Origin of the sequence: Thermocrinis minervae, from assembly GCF_900142435.1 — a bacterium.
In the GTDB taxonomy this organism is placed as follows: Bacteria; Aquificota; Aquificia; order Aquificales; family Aquificaceae; genus Thermocrinis_A; species Thermocrinis_A minervae.
Genome location: NZ_LT670846.1, coordinates 123,453 through 140,661, shown reverse-complemented (window position 1 = coordinate 140,661; position 17,209 = coordinate 123,453). Strand labels below are relative to the sequence as shown.

At 43.6% G+C, this 17,209-nt stretch carries 14 protein-coding genes; 3 read left to right on the top strand and 11 right to left on the bottom strand.

All coding sequences use genetic code 11. The features are described 5' to 3' along the window. Positions 1–38 precede the first annotated feature (38 nt). Entirely contained in the window at positions 39–1,451 is a 1,413-nt protein-coding gene (locus B5444_RS00735; RefSeq protein ID WP_079653350.1) for a hypothetical protein, read from the top strand. 290 nt (positions 1,452–1,741) lie between these two features. On the opposite strand, the gene metF is transcribed toward B5444_RS00735, so the two are convergent. The 5 genes from metF to B5444_RS00710 form a co-directional block, all read right to left on the bottom strand. After that, positions 1,742–2,626 carry a methylenetetrahydrofolate reductase [NAD(P)H] gene (metF, locus tag B5444_RS00730; protein ID WP_079653349.1) on the bottom strand — a complete coding sequence of 295 codons (885 nt, stop codon included), beginning with the start codon at positions 2,624–2,626 and terminating at the stop codon, positions 1,742–1,744. Then, on the bottom strand, positions 2,589–2,915 hold the full coding sequence (locus B5444_RS00725) for a hypothetical protein (RefSeq protein WP_079653348.1): 327 nt from the start codon (positions 2,913–2,915) through the stop codon (positions 2,589–2,591). Before B5444_RS00725 ends, metF begins: the two co-directional genes overlap by 38 nt. Further along, positions 2,916–3,209: a GYD domain-containing protein gene (locus tag B5444_RS00720; protein WP_079653347.1), complete on the bottom strand. Its 294-nt coding sequence runs from the start codon at positions 3,207–3,209 to the stop codon at positions 2,916–2,918. It abuts the gene before it with no gap. A 61-nt stretch (positions 3,210–3,270) separates the two neighbouring features. After that, positions 3,271–3,567 (bottom strand): c-type cytochrome, encoded by a 297-nt coding sequence (locus B5444_RS00715; RefSeq protein ID WP_079653346.1) that lies wholly within the window; start codon positions 3,565–3,567, stop codon positions 3,271–3,273. 68 nt (positions 3,568–3,635) lie between these two features. Beyond that, complete coding sequence (locus tag B5444_RS00710) at positions 3,636–4,967, bottom strand: glutamate-5-semialdehyde dehydrogenase (RefSeq protein WP_079653345.1); 1,332 nt, start codon at positions 4,965–4,967, stop codon at positions 3,636–3,638. A gap of 70 nt (positions 4,968–5,037) precedes the next feature. Here B5444_RS00710 and B5444_RS00705 point away from each other — a divergent pair, with 70 nt between their 5' ends. Both B5444_RS00705 and B5444_RS00700 read left to right on the top strand, forming a co-directional pair. After that, positions 5,038–6,054: an Mrp/NBP35 family ATP-binding protein gene (locus B5444_RS00705; RefSeq protein WP_079654621.1), complete on the top strand. Its 1,017-nt coding sequence runs from the start codon at positions 5,038–5,040 to the stop codon at positions 6,052–6,054. 4 nt (positions 6,055–6,058) lie between these two features. Continuing rightward, positions 6,059–7,279, top strand: coding sequence for a cysteine desulfurase family protein (locus B5444_RS00700; protein WP_079653344.1), 1,221 nt, complete (start codon positions 6,059–6,061; stop codon positions 7,277–7,279). Between the two features lie 9 nt (positions 7,280–7,288). Here B5444_RS00700 and B5444_RS00695 read toward each other — a convergent pair whose 3' ends face one another. From B5444_RS00695 to B5444_RS00670, 6 genes are read right to left on the bottom strand one after another with little or no spacing between them, the layout of a single operon-like run. Next, complete coding sequence (locus B5444_RS00695; protein ID WP_079653343.1) at positions 7,289–9,979, bottom strand: tetratricopeptide repeat protein; 2,691 nt, start codon at positions 9,977–9,979, stop codon at positions 7,289–7,291. Further along, entirely contained in the window at positions 9,976–10,893 is a 918-nt protein-coding gene (locus tag B5444_RS00690) for a hypothetical protein (protein ID WP_079653342.1), read from the bottom strand. Before B5444_RS00690 ends, B5444_RS00695 begins: the two co-directional genes overlap by 4 nt. Next, on the bottom strand, positions 10,871–13,516 hold the full coding sequence (locus tag B5444_RS00685; protein WP_079653341.1) for an endo alpha-1,4 polygalactosaminidase: 2,646 nt from the start codon (positions 13,514–13,516) through the stop codon (positions 10,871–10,873). Before B5444_RS00685 ends, B5444_RS00690 begins: the two co-directional genes overlap by 23 nt. Continuing rightward, a complete protein-coding gene (gene pelG, locus B5444_RS00680) occupies positions 13,491–14,861 on the bottom strand; it encodes an exopolysaccharide Pel transporter PelG (RefSeq protein WP_079654620.1) in 1,371 nt (456 codons plus the stop codon). Before pelG ends, B5444_RS00685 begins: the two co-directional genes overlap by 26 nt. Next, positions 14,842–16,329: a GT4 family glycosyltransferase PelF gene (gene pelF / locus B5444_RS00675; protein ID WP_079653340.1), complete on the bottom strand. Its 1,488-nt coding sequence runs from the start codon at positions 16,327–16,329 to the stop codon at positions 14,842–14,844. The genes pelG and pelF overlap by 20 nt, the downstream gene beginning before the upstream one ends. Beyond that, a complete protein-coding gene (locus B5444_RS00670; protein ID WP_172838407.1) occupies positions 16,322–17,200 on the bottom strand; it encodes a tetratricopeptide repeat protein in 879 nt (292 codons plus the stop codon). Before B5444_RS00670 ends, pelF begins: the two co-directional genes overlap by 8 nt. Positions 17,201–17,209: the final 9 nt, after the last annotated feature.

Here is a 17,209-nt window from a genome sequence, read left to right as displayed (position 1 = left end):
GACTTAGAATTAGATTAAAACACAAGGAGGTGAGGGCCATGATAGACAAACTCCTGTTTAAAGATAACCTAAGCCAAAGGGAAAAGCTTGCCTTTTTTAGGTCTTTACTCAAGAAGGAGATGGATGTTCTCAACGAATACTGTCGTATCAAGGACATACCAAAACGCTACAGTATACAGCTTTGCCATCTTCACAACGTAAAAAAGGTAAACATAGCTAGACTTTTGGACGTGATAGAGTACTACGACCCTGGTTTCATAAAGCACCTTGCCACTACAGATCCCATGGTAAGGACCTTCCTAGGTTACTACCTTGATTTCTTGAAGACCAATCCATACGGATACGAAGCCCTGGAGCCTCAAAACCTCTTCGGAAATTGGGACTACATAAAGTACAAACTTCGCATACTCTTCCCTGAGCTCACCATGGATGAGATAGAAAAGTTCAAGTTCAAGAGAAAAGAATTCGTAGAGTACGTAAAGAAAAAACTAGGTGAGAGTGAGGAAGTGATAGAGTCTAAGCTCAACAAGGCCACATGGTACGAAACGGTCCCCTACCTAGAACTGGAAGAGGAGATGTCAAAGGAATGGCACCCTGAACCCGTGATGACGGATGAAGACTGGGCCTTTATAAAGAGACACATACAAGGTAGGAAGAACATATTCATAAAGGAGGACGGAAAGGAAAAGTTTGTCTACGTAGAGATAAACATACCTGACGAGGAGTTAGACAGGTTTAAAAAAGACAGAGAGGGTCTAAAAAGGTACCTGATGGAGAAGTACAACATAGACGAGGGTGGTGCCGAGCAGATCCTTAGGAAGGCAGGTTGGGAGTCAGAAAGCTACCACGTAATCCCACCAGTACATACGGATGTGGTTCTAGACTACGGTACTCTTGAGAAGGCTGTAGTAGAAGAAATAAAGGAGGAAAACAGGACGCTAAACTACCACGATCTTGCTAACTTCATAAGGTACCTAGGTGGTCTTGAACTGGAGGAGCTAAACTACTACGAGCTCATATACGAGAAGGTTGAACCAGAGGTACAAGATACCCTTGATCTAATAATAAGGACCCAGAGGCGCATACTGGGCAAACTCTTTGGCATCTTCTACACGGTGGACCCTCTCATGGCAGAGGCTATCCTCACCATAGACCCATCCAGGCTTGATTTCCTCAGGGAGCTAACCGTCAGCGTGACTGTGAAGGACAAAAAATTTAATCTGTACAGCAACAGCATGGCCTGGAAGAAGGTAAAAGAAAGGATAGTCTCCAGGTTTCCAGAGGTGACCGAGGAGGAAATAGAGTCCTTCAAGGGCAGAAGGGCGGACTTTGTAAAGTATCTAGCTCAAAAGACAAGGAAGCAAGAAGAGACCGTTGACATGCTTTTAGAGGAGTGCGGCTGGACTAGGACGGAAGAAATACCAGCCTTCCTAAGGCAGATAGGCCCCTAACGGGATCTTAACATTCACAGAATAAAGTAACAGCTTATGAGAGAGTTTTACTTTAACAGAAGGGTCTTCTTAAAGGCTGCCCTTGCGGCGGGGGCCGGTTCTCTGTTCATATGATGGAAGCCCACGGTAGGATAACCCCGAGCACGTCCGTGCTTAAATTACTTCGCCGGGTAAAAGAGCCGACTACTACCAGTTTTAGGAGCCTGATGAACCTTTTAGGTTTGGTTGGATCCTTTTGACACTAGCAAGCCGCCAGTAGAGAGGTAAGTTTGGTAACGTATGAAATGTATCTATCTTTGACGTGGTATTAACCCACTTATAGCCTTATAGACTTCCAGCGTAGCTTTTGACTTGTTGAGAGTATAAAAGTGGAGGCCAGGGGCCTTGTTCCTTATCAGGTCCTCACACTGGCGTATGGCAAACTCTATGCCTATCTTAGCCACCTCTTCCGGCTTTTCGGCCACGGGCTCCATCCTATCTATCAGACTTTGGGGTATGGTAGCACCACACATACTTGCGAACTTCTGTATTTGCCTAAAGTTAGTTATGGGCATTATGCCTGGAATGATGGGTATGTTTATGCCTTCCTTCCTGCAGAGCTCTACAAACTCGTAATAGTAGGAGTTGTCAAAGAACATCTGGGTTATGGAAAAATCTGCACCTTTTAGGACCTTCTTCTTGAAGAACTTAATCTCCCATTCCATGTTTGGAGATTCGGGATGACCCTCAGGGTAAGAGGCCACACACACACAGAAGTAGTCTTTAAAGTTTTCCCTTATGAGGCTTACGAGCTCATCGGCATGTTTACATGCACCTTCTGGTGGCTTAAAGTCATCCGCCTTTGGCACATCACCCCTCAAGGCCAGCACGTTCTGTATACCCATTTCCTTGTAGGATGTTAGCATCTCCAGAAGCTCTTGTTTGGTATGGGCTATGCATGTGAGGTGTACCATGACTGTGAGGTCTGTCTCCGTGTGTATCCTCTGGGCTATCCTCCTAGTCCTTTCTCTAGTGCTACCCCCTGCACCGTAGGTAACGGACACGAAAGTAGGGTTGAGTGGTCTTAGGTCCAGTATAGTCTGAAAGAGTTCTTCTTCCCCTTCCTGAGTTTTGGGTGGAAAAAACTCAAAGGAGAGGCTAAACTCTCCCCGTCTGAGATGCTCTATTATCTTCAAGCAGAACCTCCGAAAAGCTTATAAGCCTGCTTTTACAAGGTGTGGGTGATTTCACGTAAAGGCTAAGGAGTGAGAGAACAACGGGTACAGCTTCTCTGTTGTTCTGCACGAAATCTCTAAGGATCTCTAAAGAATCCTCTATACCCTTTTTATCCTCTGGCTCTTTGTCTTCAGAGTAAGCACGCAGGGCTTTCATACACTTACTTATTAAATCATCCCTGCTTTTCATCCATACTAAGTCTGTGTACTTTGTAACTATTGCATGAAAGAGCCTTATCGCTTGTTTCATTCAAAGGCTTTTAAGATCTTCTATAAGCCTGTCTACTTCTATGGCTGGCATGGTTAGGGTCCTTATGGTTCCCCTGGAGCCTAGCTCTATGGCCATCTTGACCACTGTGTCGTTGTCGGGGGCTTCTATTATGTTCACAAAGTCATAAGGACCCATGACTGCATACTGGGCAAGGATCTTTATGCCGTACTTTTCCATGACTTCCTGGTCTACTTCCTTTATCCTTTCGGGCCTGTGCTTTAGAGTTTTCATACCTTCATCCGTCAAAGTGGTAAGCATAACAAATATTGGCATGCTAATACCCTCCTCCCTTTTAATTATAAGCCCAGGGGCCTGAGAAGGCCCCATATGGAAGTTACTTTATGGAGAGTATCCACTGGGCGAGCTGTTTGGCCTCGGCGTCGGTTACGTTCTGAGGTGGCATGGGTACAGAACCCCAAACACCAGAACCACCCTTCTTTATCTTGTTGGCAAGATAGTCTACGGCATCCTTTCTTCCTGCGTACTTCTTGGCTACATCAGCGTAAGCCGGTCCTACCTTCTTGGCCTTTAGGTCGTGGCATGCCATGCAACCCTTTTGCTTTGCCAGCTGTTCGTTGGCAAGAGCAAGACCAAGGGAACCTACAAGTAGTAGAGCAAGCACCTTCCTCATGTCACACCTCCTTAATTAAGGATAAAGTTTGTGATATTATAATAGGAAAAGAATGAATGAAAAATAGATTAAACTTGGAGGGCCTCAGAGAGCAGATCCTCTGGTACTCCCACGTTGTCTCTTACCTGTCCTTCACCCAAGATAACAAACTTGGTGATGGTCAATTCCTCTAAGGCCATGGGGCCCCTTGCGTGTATCTTGTCGGTAGATATACCCATCTCGGCACCAAGACCAAACTCGTTGCCATCTGTAAAGCGTGTGGATGCGTTTACGTATACAGCGGCAGAATCTACCTCCTGTAGGAACCTCATAGCTTTAGTGTAGTTTTCCGTGATTATAGCGTCCGAGTGTTTAGATCCGTACTTTTCTATGAAGTCTATAGCTTCTTCAAGGCTGCCGACTACCTTAACGGCCAGTATGAGGTCCAAAAACTCCTCGTAGTAATCTTCTTCTGTGGCTGGCACGGCCTTTACAAAGGAGAGCCTTGGATTGTTCTTTATGATCCTTAAGCTTTCCTCGTCACACCTTAGCTCTACACCTGCTTTACCCAGTATGTAGGCCATCCTTGGCCAGAAGCTTTCAAGGATGTTTCGGTGGATTATGAGGTTTTCAACTGCGTTGCAGACGGATGGTCTTTGAACCTTTGCGTTGTAGACTATATGGTAGGCCTTTTTTAGATCAGCTTCATCGTCCACGTATATGTTGCAAACGCCTTTGTAGTGTTTTATGACAGGTACTCTTGCATTTTCTGCAACTGCCCTTATGAGGCTCTCACCTCCTCTGGGTATGGCAACGTCTACTTTACCTTCCATCTTGAGTATTTCCCAGACTATCTCCCTTTCGGGTCTGTCTATGAACTGTATAGCATCTTCTGGGAAGCCTTCCATCCTGCAAGCCTCTTTCAGAACCTCTACGAGTGCCCTGTTGGAGTTTATGGCCTCTTTCCCACCTCTGAGGATTATGGCATTGGAGGATTTCATACACAAGGATGCAGCTTCTATGGTCACGTTTGGTCTAGCTTCGTAAACTATGAATACTACTCCAAGGGGCACCCTCATCCTACCCACTTTAAGGCCGTTGGGAAGGGTCCACATCCTAACTATTTCACCCACAGGATCTGGAAGCTTGGCCACATCCTCAAGCACCTTTATCATTCCGTCTATACGTTTATCGTTCAAGAGCAGTCTGTCTATAAGTGCGGAGGACAGGCCAAGACTTTTGGCATACTCTATGTCTTTGCTATTCTCCTCCTTTATATAATCTCTTTTTTTGTCTAATAGCTCTGCAGCTCTAAGGAGCGTGTTGTTCTTTATGCTCGTTTTTAAAGAGGAAAGGGCTCTCAGTGTTTGTCTTGCCTTTTCTACCTTCTCAAGGGCATAGCTTACAACTTGTTCCTGCATAGGTCTTAATTATAATCCTTTACTGAGGATTCTCATACTCAAAGGATCTTGTATACCTATAATGAATCTCATGGCTGTAAAGGAGATAATGGACACTCTTAGAGATGCGGGTCTTTCACAGTTCGTGAAGGACATAAAGCTTATAGGCTCTACCCTTGAGATAGTATATGGCATAAAGGAGAAGGGTGTAGAAAGGGAGCTGGAGGAGAAGACAAGGCAGGCACTAAAGGATATGCCAGACGTCAAGGACATAAAGGTAAGGTTTGTAGAGGTCAGGGAAGAACCACCTGCCTTTAGCCAGCCCATGTTTGTAAGAAGAAAGGTAGAAGGTGTTAGGAACCTTATAGCCGTTGGTAGTGGCAAAGGTGGTGTTGGTAAGTCCACAGTGGCGGCAAACCTAGCCGTAGCCTTAGCAAAGCTTGGCTATAAGGTGGGTCTTCTTGATGCTGACATGTACGGGCCTAGCGTACCTACTCTCTTGGGTCTTAAGAACCAAAGGGTTTACGTGGACGAAAACAACAGAATAATCCCTTTGGAGAAGTATGGCCTAAAGGTACTCTCTATAGGCTTTTTGCTGCCTTCTGAGGATACACCGGTCATATGGCGTGGACCTATGCTCATGAAGGCATTAACGCAGTTTCTCTTTGACGTAAACTGGGGTGAGTTGGATTACCTGATCCTTGACTTACCTCCTGGAACAGGAGATGTGCAACTGACCTTAGCCCAGAACGTTCAGATGGATGGAGCCATCATAGTTACCACACCTCAAGATGTGGCACTTGCAGACGTTAGAAAGGCTACGGCTATGTTCAGAGAGGTGCAGATACCCATACTGGGTGTTGTAGAAAACATGGCATACTTTGTGTGCCCCGAAAGTGGCAACAAATACTACATATTTGGAAAAGGTAAGGTAATGGAGTTTGCTTCCCAATACGGTACAAAGGTCTTGGGTTCCATACCCATAGACCCACAGGTGGCCGAGGACTCGGATAAAGGGACACCCGTGGTGGAAAGCCACCCTGAGTCCGAGGTGGCAAAAGCCTTTTTAAGCATAGCAAAATTGATATCTGACATAACAAGGAGGTAAAAACATGTTTTTCAGGAAGGCTGGCAAAAGGGTAGTTTACGTGGACCATATAGCCACAACTCCTGTGGCTGAGGAAGTCTTGCAGGCTATGCTCCCCTATTTTAGGGAAAGGTTTGGAAATCCTACCTCTCTACACTCCTTTGGTCAGGAAGCTAAGAAGGCCATAAACGAGGCTAGGGAGAAGATAGCCACTCTGATAAACGCCAACAGCCCGGAGGAGATAATTTTTACCTCAGGTGGTATAGAGGCTAACAACCTTGCCATAAAAGGTATAGCCGAAGCATACGAGAAGAAGGGAAGGCATATAGTCAGCACAGAGATAGAGCACCACTCTATACTGCATCCACTCAAAAGCTTAGAAAGGAAAGGTTGGGAGGTGACTTACCTAAAGCCAGACAAGTACGGTCTTATACACCCAGACCAGGTTAGGGAAGCTGTTAGAGAAGATACAGTGCTCGTAAGCATAGGCCACTCCAACAGGGAGATAGGTACCATACAGAACATAAAGGAGTTGGTCAAGGCAGCCAAGGAAAAGAATCCTAAGGTTATATTCCATACGGACGCATGCCCAACCTTGGGACACTACCCAGTGGACGTAAAGGATTGGGGTGTGGATGCAGCATCCTTTACTGCGCACCTTATGTACGGACCTAAGGGTGTAGGAGCCCTTTGGACAAGGAAAGGTGTTAAGATAAGGCCTCTAATAGAAGGTGGTACACAAGAAAGAGGTGTTAGAGCAGGTACTGAGAACGTACCAGGCATAGTAGGTTTTGGAGCTGCAGCTGAGCTCACCATGAAGGAGCTCCAAGACAGGATGACGAGGCTATCTTACTACAGGGACAAGCTAAGAAAGGCACTTGAAGAAAAGCTTGACTACATAGAGTTTACAGGACATCCCACTCAGAGACTACCCCATCATCTGTCTCTCATAGTTCACTTTATAGAAGGTGAGGCCATGTTACTAAGGTTGGACCTCATGGGCATAGAGACAGCTTCGGGTTCAGCATGTGTTTCCTTAGCTCTCAAACAGTCCCACGTACTTTTTGCCATAGGTGTACCAAAAGAGGTATCAAACGGTTCACTCGTGTTTAGCTTCGGAAGGGACAACACAGAAGAAGACGTAGACTATGTGATAGAGGAGTTTCCAAAGACGGTAAAGCTACTGAGAGAGCTATCGCCCTTCAGCCCTGAAAACTGGGAGAAGTACATAAAGAGCAGAGGATAATACAGGGTGTCAGTACCATAGTTTGTAGATCATATTGGCATTAAGTATATTCTCAGTGAACCTTCCTACTCTTCTAGAGAGGCTTAGGTCGAGAGATAGATTATCCTGATGAAACAGGGGACCGCCCAATCCTCCACCCACGCTAAACACACCGGTCCCCTGACTGTTGTAACCTATAGATATATCTGCAAAGGGCCTTAGCCTCCCCGTGTAGAGGTGTTTCTGATCAAAACCAAACAGAAAGCCCAGGCCAGATTCCCAGAAAGATGTAGGTAGGTATCTTGTGGGTGTAGCCGATACCTCGTCAAGCACTCCTTTATCCTTATTCTTCTCAGAGTATTGGTAGTTCATATAGTAGGCCCTAAAGGTAAAGTCTGGGTATGAAACCCTCAGCTTATAAAAACCCTCTACATTAAGCTTCTTAGCATCTCCTACGCTTTTGCCATCCTGTGATTCTATCTTTTGGTAGGAGTAAGTAGTGTCTATGTACGTTCTGGTGTTTAAGGAATATGTAACACCGAGGGTTATGCTGTTCTTTCTACCTCCCACTATGGTATAAACGCTGTCCTGGGCTGGTTGTCTATACTCTACCAAAGCCATACCCGTTAGTCTATCCTTTAGGTAGTGTTCTATCTTAAGGCTAAAGCCAGTGTAACTGGTAAAAGCATCTCTTTGTGTCAAGAGGAGCTCCCAGTTTGTCCTTTGACCTATGTACTTTAGCCCCACACTAGCTGACAGATCCTTGCTTGGAGTTTTCTTTATCACATCACCTCTAAGTGAGGTATACTTATTCAAACTGCTGGATATAAGGAAGTAAAGCCTGTTCGTTAGAGGATGCTTTAGATCTAGGTTTATGCTTTCCGTTTGTAAGTACTTTCCACTCTGGTAAGAAGTCTCAAAGGTGAGATTACCCGAAAAGTTCATATAAAGGTCTCTGAACTGCTTGTACATGAGGTAATCCGTTGGATTCTTTTCAAGGCCTTCAAAGGCATACTCTTTTGCCAGACCTATGTTCCCTGCCATCTGTGTAGCCCTGACTCTGTCCCTTACCGGTAGCTCCTGGCTTTTTTCTTCGACCAGCTTAGCTAATTTATCCTTGTCGTAATCCTCTATGGCCTTTGAAAGCTCCATCCAAGCTCTTACAGCCTCCCTGTGGCTACGAGCGTAAAGGCTGTACTTTTCGTAATGCATGTTGGATGCTAAGTACGTAAGGTATGTCTCCCAATAGGCTTTTTCGCCTACTGTCTTTCTTAGCCTATCTTTGATCTTCAGGTAATCAACAGGCTTAAACTCAGAATAAAGGCTTAGTAGTACCTGAGCCAGTTGTGTATCCTGATAAGCTTCAGGTTTTTTCTCTAGTTCTTTCAGCAGTTGATACCTTAGAGCCTTAGCTTTTTCCTCCTCACCAGCTATATCAAGAAGAAAAGAGTAAAGGTACTTGGTAAATAGATCGTTCTTTTCCTTGAGTTGTTGATAGAATGCAAGACCCTTTTTAGAGTCCTGTAGTGCAATATAGGCGTTCAAGAAGCTAAGGTAGAGCTCTGGTGTCTTTAAAGCGTAAGTGTAGTACTTGTCTGTGTAGTTCTTCAGCCTTTCGTAATCTTTTGCTTCCGCTAAGAAGTACAACAAAGAAGACAGTACATTAGTATCGAAAGTCCTGGACAGGTATGACTCATAAAGTCTTAAAGCTTTGTCTTTGTAGCCTAGCCTATAGTAGGCTTGTGCAACTGCATCTAGGGTATAAGGTTTTAGCTTCTCTTGGAGTTTTTCCTGTTCTACTATCTTGACTATGCTCATGTAGTCCTCTAGTCTATAAGACAGCAGTATGTAATTGTCTAGAAAATAGTCAAGTTTAGTCTTTTCGTAAGCTTCTATGGCTATGTCTCTGGCTTGAATAGGATTTTTGTCGATGAGGTACTCAAGCATGACCGTGTATACATCCTTATCTGCCTTACCTTCATCCCTAAGTTGTTTTGCCACCTTGTAAGCATCTTCTAGTTTACCAAGACCATAAGCTATGCTTAGTAGATCCCTTTTTACATATTCTGGGACATTTTTAAAAGTTTCGTTTATAGTCTTTAACACCCTGTAAGCCTCTTCGTAGTTCTTCTGCGCGTAGAATATCTTGTAAAGGAAGATATAACCATCCAACCACTGATTGTCTTTAGACAACACCCTAAGGATGTTATCCTTTGCTCTTTCAAACTTGTTTGTGTCATAATCTAATTTAGCTATAATCTTGAGTACTTCTATGTTAGATATGTTTTTGTACAAGTTTTCTAAGAATTTAAGTCCTCTGTCTATCTGAAAGCTGTCGATGATGGCCTTGTAGTATTCCTGGAGGAAATCAAAGTTACCTTTAGAAAGTTCCTTTTCGTAGATGTCCAAAAGGGTATCGTACCTTCCTGCAACTCTGAGGACTTTTATAATATTTTCGTCATAATTCTTCGTGGCTCTGTAGAATCTCTCTGCGTAAAGTCCAGCCTTTTCCAGATCAGAGCTCCATAGGTAAACTTTATAGGCCCACTCTAAAAAGTACACGTCGTTTGGGTACTCCCTTAAAGCATCCTCCAAGACCCTCTGGGCAGTTTTAAGATCATTTATCCCTAAGGAAGCTTCTAACATGGTTTTATAATACTCTTTTGGAGCTCCAAGAGATATAGAAACTGATAGTAAGAGAGCAGATATGGCCTTTTTCATCTGTCTTCCCCCTGGAATATACTTTTGACTATCTGCCCGGCTTTCTGCGGCTTACCTGCCATGAGTAGAGATCTTATCACTATCATTTCTACATCCTTTTGACCCTTGAATTCTGCCCAGTGCGCATCTATAAACTTTTCCAGGTTTTCATAATCTTGGTTTGCTAGATAAACTCTTATAATCTGCACGAAGAGATCTTTTCTCTTGGTTTTATCCTTTTCAGCTTGAAAGCTTGCAAGGAGGTCTTTTAAAGCTTGTTTTTCCAGCTGTACTTTAAAGGGAGAGAGCTCCTCTATGACCTTTTTGTCTCTATAGTAGAGTGCATAATCCAGTGCTACTTTTGCATACTGTATGTCTTTTGTTAGCTTATAAAGCTTGTAAGAAGACTTGTAAGCTACCTTTGGTACATCCATAGCTATGCTCTCCGAAAAGACAAGCTTAAGCTTTTGTACGTCATCATCTGCAAGACTCAAGAGCTTTTCAAGGAAGTTATCTACTTGATCTTTGGTAGCACGGCCTGCAAAGTAGAGCTGTTTTGTGAGTTTATACCTAAGTAGAATAAGATCCCAGTCTCCTATACCCGCCTTTTCTAAAGCTTCTATCCTTTTTACCGCAATTTCGTATTTTCCAAGTGATACGAGTTTTTCCACTATTAGACCTTCTATGTATGCCCTTTCCTTTACGTTCGGGGTTGTTCTTGCCAAAGCTTCAAGGTAGGCTAAGGTAAGGTCTACGTTTACCTCTGGAGCAGTCTTTAAGTATTGCTCAAGATCTTTCTTGGGAAACATGAGCACCAGTAGAAAAGCTACGACTACGAGGACAGCTAGTATCTCAAAGGGACTTATAAACACCCTCTGTGGTTCTTTTTCCAAACTTCTTACGTCTATCTTTTTACTCTTCCTTGCATACAACATCAATCAGAGCCTCCTTATTATCGGGACTTCTTTTCATGTTCATCTTGCAGCCTTTTGGTAGGTAGACTGAAGCATCTACTTCTATGTAGCTTTTGAGCTTTAATCTAAAGCCATTGGCATGTTTTTCAAAGTACTCTACAAAACCATTAGAGTCTATGAGGTATGGTCTTTCTTTGGGTTTGTCGGTAAGTTTTATGATGTAGTCTCCGGAAGGGTCAAGGTGGACGTATGTGTGTCCGTTTACTATGGTAAAACCTACAACACCCACGCTCTTTTCTAAGTCTGGGTATAGACCTTTTTTGAGCCTTAGGGTTCTGATTAAACCACCACTTCTAACTATGTAATGTCCATCACTCTTAAGGATCACGGCACTTCTAAAGTCTAAAACCTTCCACGCGTAGTCCTCCACGTACATGGGTATAACTTTCCAGGTTAGGACCTTTTGGTATACTCTCTCCAAAGCTTTAAAAGAAGCCACCTTGCTAAAAGAGTAGGTGTGATAGTAGATGGCTACAGGCTTTATCCTGTAGGGTTTGTCGGTGAGTTCATAAGTGGATATCACATCCAGGTAACCATAGAAGGGTCCAGTCCACAGGTTTGTGTACACGTTCTCGTTCATCACAGGTGCATACACTTGAAAGTAACCGTCTACGTCTACGCCCAAAGGGCTTATGCTTGAAAGGTAAGGATTCTTTTTGCTTATAGTAGTATTCCCACCGTTTAGGTTGAGAAGACCAGCCTCGTACAAAAGCTCCAGGGCATCCTTCGGTGGGTTTGCCGAGCCTGACCAAAAGAAAATATGTACCTTTTTAGGTTTTGCCAAGGAGTCCACATAATCAACGCTACCTAAGATTTCCCTTTTAAGATCAAACTTGTAGCCTGGAATCTTTAGGTTGTATCCTTCTGCTTTTTCTTCTATCTTTCTCCAGTCAAAAGGGTGAGAGAAGGTATGGGATGCTGGTTTTACGTTAGGTAAGGAAAAGATCTTCCTGGCTATCTCTTCAAGCTTTGGCCTTTCTTTGCTTAAAAGGAGCTCGGCCTCTACCAGGGATATGGTATGAGGTAAAGGATATCTCTGTAGGAGCTCCTTAAGAAGGACTTCAGCTGAATACGTGTAACCAGGTACTTCCGTCTTGGAATGAAAAGCATCGCCGTCCATATGGATTGTTAGTATCCTCCTCCCGTTTTCTGTGGTGACAGGTTCAAAGGCTACATCCTCCTCCCCTAAAACTTCCCTCCAAAACTCGTACGGGTTTACTACGAAAACTTCCTGCGATAGCTGTCTTATGTACGCTCCAGCTAGTGCATAGCCTCCCCACGGTGTCACGGCCAAGGGTGAGTACCTTAGGTTTCCTTTAGCATAAATCAAGAGTGGACTACCTGTCTTTGGAAAAACCACAGGGTTGAAGGATGGAGAAGGCTCTACCTCATAGCCTACGTACGGAGCCTTTTCCAAAAGCTTCCAACCTTCTTTAGAAGAAGGGTAAACTTCAAGATCTAACTTTTTTAAAAGCTGCTCTCTGGTCGGCAAGTTTTCAATAAAAACCACCTTAAGCCCGTCCTGTATAGCTTCAAGGATAAGATCCTCCATCCATGTAGGCTGGGAGTTAACCCAGAAGACAAGAACGGCATACCTGTCCCAAAGGGGAAAGCTTGGCTTTCCCTTGGTAACATCCCAAAGGTCTACGCTGTAGCCCCAGTACTCTAAGTAAGGCTGGGCGAGCCTACTCGGATCTGAAAAGCCTGGATAGTAGTTTGGCTCTGATGGTTCGTAGAACATAAGGGCTCTTCTCTTGACAAGATCCGTGTCAACTATGCCTATTACGTTAAGCTCCTTTACAGATACGTAGGGGATAAACCCTAAGCTCCTTATCTTTTTAGCTATCTGCTTGGCCTTTTCTCTTTCCTTTGGTAGGTCCACGTAATCCACCACGATGACAGGTACCTTTTGGGCTATGGGCTTAAGCCTTTCTATGAGCCATTGTCTTTCTTCCTCGGTTGTATCCCTGTAGCCACCCTTTTGAAAGTCAATCTTACTAAAGAGCCCCTCTACCATAAAGCCATCTATCAGGTCATTTACGTCTTCGATAACGTCAAACCCCCAGTTTAGTATTATCTTCTGTTTCGGAAAAGCTCTTTTTAATTCCCTTATAAACTCTACAAGAGCTTTCCTTTGCTCTTCCCATCTTTCCTTAGGAAGGGCTAGCTTGTAGGAGTCTAGTGTATCTAAGAAGAAACCATCAAAGCCCATGCTGACTATTTCTTTGGCCCTCTTTAGTAGGAAGTCCTTTACCTCTTCTTTGGTAAGGTCAAGGATTTTTTCCTTCCAGTAAGGGTTTTCTCCTATTATCCAATCAGGCTTTACCTCCTTGTAGTGTGGGTTGGATGCGGATATCTCAAAGATGCTTAAGTACCCGAAGAGCTTTGCCCTTCTGTGCTTTATGTAGAGGTTTTTTTTCTTTAGAACATTAGCAGACGCATGTGGATCAAGCACTAGCCAGTCAAACATGTAGAACATCTCTGGAGGTGGGTCGTCTGCATAGTAAACACCTACAAACTTGGGTTCTTTTGCCCAAAGATACCCCATTACAAGTAGGCTAACGAACAAGCATAAAAGTCTCATAGTGCAACCTCCCAAAGAATCGCCTGAGGTACATATAGGCCAGAGTAAAAACAAAGACCGATGAGATTACAAGTCCATATCCATAGAAGTAAGGTCCTACCTGTATGCTTATTACGCTTGTTGAAACATTCGAAAGGGTATAGAAGGATGTTAAAACTAAAACTTCTTTTCTCCTATCATAGTAAAAGAGTATAGCTATAAGGGCTGTAAGAAGCAGTTGAAAGGTAACCCCCAAAAGCTGAATCCTAAACAGGGGAATGTACAACACGGAGAGTTTAAGCAATCCAAAGATCTTCTCCGCAAAGATCAGGATGATACTGTCGGTAATTATCTGTACGAAGGCAGTGTAGACTATGACTAACTTTGCCTCTTGAGCCATGTCTATAGCCTTTTCGAAGAGCTGCTTAAGGGTTCCTCCTTTAACTACCAGGTAGTAATACCGCTCGTAGCTTTGAGAAAAGTAAGCTTCCAAGTAGAGGGTCATGATTGCCAGACCTGATGCTATGGAGATATAAGCCAGGAATATGGGTATGTCGTAGACTATAGAGGCATAAAAGGGACCTAGAACACTCGTACCCGTCAACGGATGGTACCAAAAGGTAAACTTATCCGCCCATATGGAAAGATTGTAAAGAAAACCTATGGGCACCAGTATGTAATAGGATTTACTTGGGGATAAAAACTCGTAATCTACGAAATCTTCAGAGTGGTAGTCTATGAAAACCTTAACATACAGGCTAAAGAAAAGTATGGCCTGCCCAAGCAAAAAGGCTAGTATAATACCTTCCAGCCTTAACACCTTACCCAGCGGGTAAGCAGCCAAGAGGAAAGCCCCATAGGAGGATAGATAGGAAAGGAATATATACCTGTAGCCTTTTAAACCTGTAAGCAGGGAGTTCAACACCCAGTTCATGGACATGAGCACAAGCAGCACGACAAACTCAAGACAGAACATAGGAGGAAGATCTCTTAAAAAAAGTGCATAGTAGACTAGTCCAAACAGAAGGGATAGCAAAGCTGCCACAGATAAGGCACCGTTTAGATTTGGAAATACCTTATCAGGCTTTTCTTCAAAGAGTCTATCGGCCACGTAACGTGTGAAGAAGAATTGGAAACAGCCGGATATTATAAGACTGTAAGCCACCACGTGGGTGACCACCACTTGGAACACTCTAACAACACTCCCAAACATATCTGAGTAAACGAAACCGGCACCGACTATGGATGATATGGATATGAGCGTAGGTCCAGACGCGAGCATAAAAGAATAGCCAAGGGCATAGCCAAGTGTTGACAATCTCCCCTTTTCTACGAGCTTTCTTAGCTCAAACCCTATCCCGGCCATCCAAGAAGCTCCTGTAGAGCTTTCGGTAATTTTCTAAAAATCTCTCTATCGTGTAGTACCTTTGTACCCTTTTTAGTGCTACCTCCTGACACTTTGACCAAAGATCTTTGTTTGAGAGAAGCTCGTAAAATGCCATACCTATGCAATAAGGATCAGCTACAGGACAAACTACTCCAGCTTTTCCGAGCTTTATATCCTCTTCGTCGAGGCCACCTTCTACCAACTGCCTACATGACCCCACATCTGTGGTTACTACAGGCAGTCCTGCAGCGTAGGCTTCCAGTATGCTTAAGGGCATGCCTTCGCTCACCGATGTTAAGGCCACTAGACCTACTTTAGCGAGAATCTCTACCGTCTTTTGAAATCCCAGGAACTTCACCTTATTCTCAAGTCCGAGCGAGCTTACAAGCTCTTTGCAGGATAGAGCGTAGTCTGGATCTTCGTCCTCTGGTCCAACCACCCAACACTCTCCCTGCGGCATCTTATCAGTAAAGACCTTACAGGCCCTTATAAAGGTTCTCACATCCTTTATGGGTACTACGCGGCCAATCAAAGCTACTATGGGTGGTGGATCTTTCGGCCTACTCTCGTAAGCTTTCTGGTAAGTTCTTAAATCAACTCCGTTGGGAAGTACCATAGTCTTTTCTGGTGGTGCTCCAAATTCTATCTGTATCCTCCTTGCATCCTCAAAAAGAGACAGAATAATATCCGCTGTATGGTATATGAGTCTGTTTATACCAAGGAAGAAGTTTACCCACATCTTCCTCAGGTAGCTTTCTTCAAACATGGTGGTGCCTATGCCTTCAAAGTCTCTTATCCATTCGGCCATGTATATGTCCAGCTTTCTTTCCCTTACGTATATGCCGTGTTCGTGTATTATAAGAGGCTTCCCTGTTTTTGACTTTAGGAAAGTTCCAAGAAGGCCAGCATAACCTGTAGATGGACTATGCAGAAGGCCAAAATCCACGTCTATGTTTCTTGCTATGTCGTGTACTATCCATATAGGTATATGCATGTTCCTTAAAGTCCAAAAGTAATCTACAAAGGGTATGGGGTACTTTACCGCTTCATCCACAATAAACTCCCATGCTTGCGGGGAGTACAGGAAGTGTTCCAAACGGACATTCTCCAAAAGCTTGTATATCTCTTCTAAGGACCATTTGCCACCCTCCCCTTTAAACCAGTAGACCAACTCTCTAATCTTCTGCATGTATACTTTGGGCATTTTTACTTCCTTAGGTGGTGGAAGCTCACTCTTTTCAAACATGTAGTAAGCTTTTACAAACTTGACGTTTTGGGGGATCTTGTACTTGGCTTCACCGTACATCTCTCTTAGGGCACCTAGGAAGATTATTCCGAAGGTAAAATCCTGTAGACCGCTTACCAGACTATGTATCCAAGAAGATACACCACCGCCTATGTAAGGATAGGTACCTTCGCACAGCATAAGAACATCAACCTTACTCATCCACCCAGACCCTAACCATAGGATGATTTCGGTAGTATGGTATAGCCTGCACTAGATGCTGGAAGGTTTCTTTAACCTTTCTGTAGTCGTTCATGTCGTAATATAGCTCTGCTATTTCAAAAGCAAGCTTAACACTAGGTTCTAGTACATATGCTTTTTCTAACCAATAGACTGCTTTTGAGTAATCCCCTAAACCTTTTAATACTTCTCCCAGCACTCTGTAAAGTCTTATGTCTGTAGTATTATCCTTTATGGGTTCCAATACATCAAGGGCTTTCTTATAGTATACAGGTCTTATCTCGGTGGAAACAATACCAGATTTACACATGTCCACTATAAGTTCTGCCAGTTCAATCCTTTTTTCTGGAGAATCGTTAAATTTAATATCTTCTTGTAGAGCTTTTATCCTTTCGTGGAATACTTTCTCTTTGGATGAAAGGATTTGAAACGCATAAAGTTTAACATCGCTGCTATCCTTTAGGAGTTTGTAGAGCACGTCATACTCCTGTGTTGTTTTGGAGATTATCCTCAACGCCAAAAGTTTATCTTCTAAACTACCCTCTCCGTTTGAGATGACGCGCCTTAAGCTTCCTTCTCCAAGGGGTTTTATGACAAGTTCTCCAGCAAACCATTCGTAATCAAAGGGTACTACGTCAAGTCTGTAAAAACCTCTGCTGATAAAGTAAAGCTTACTTATGAGTAGGGAGATAACTAGTATTATGATAAGGCCAAAAGTTCCCAAAGCCCAGGATACTAGGAAAAAAGCGGTTAGTACTGCAAACTTTCTTTTTCTGTACCTCTTGGGTAGCAGACTGTATGAGAACAGGGATATTAATATTGATGGAATCGTGTGTATTAGATAGTATAACATAATGTTATG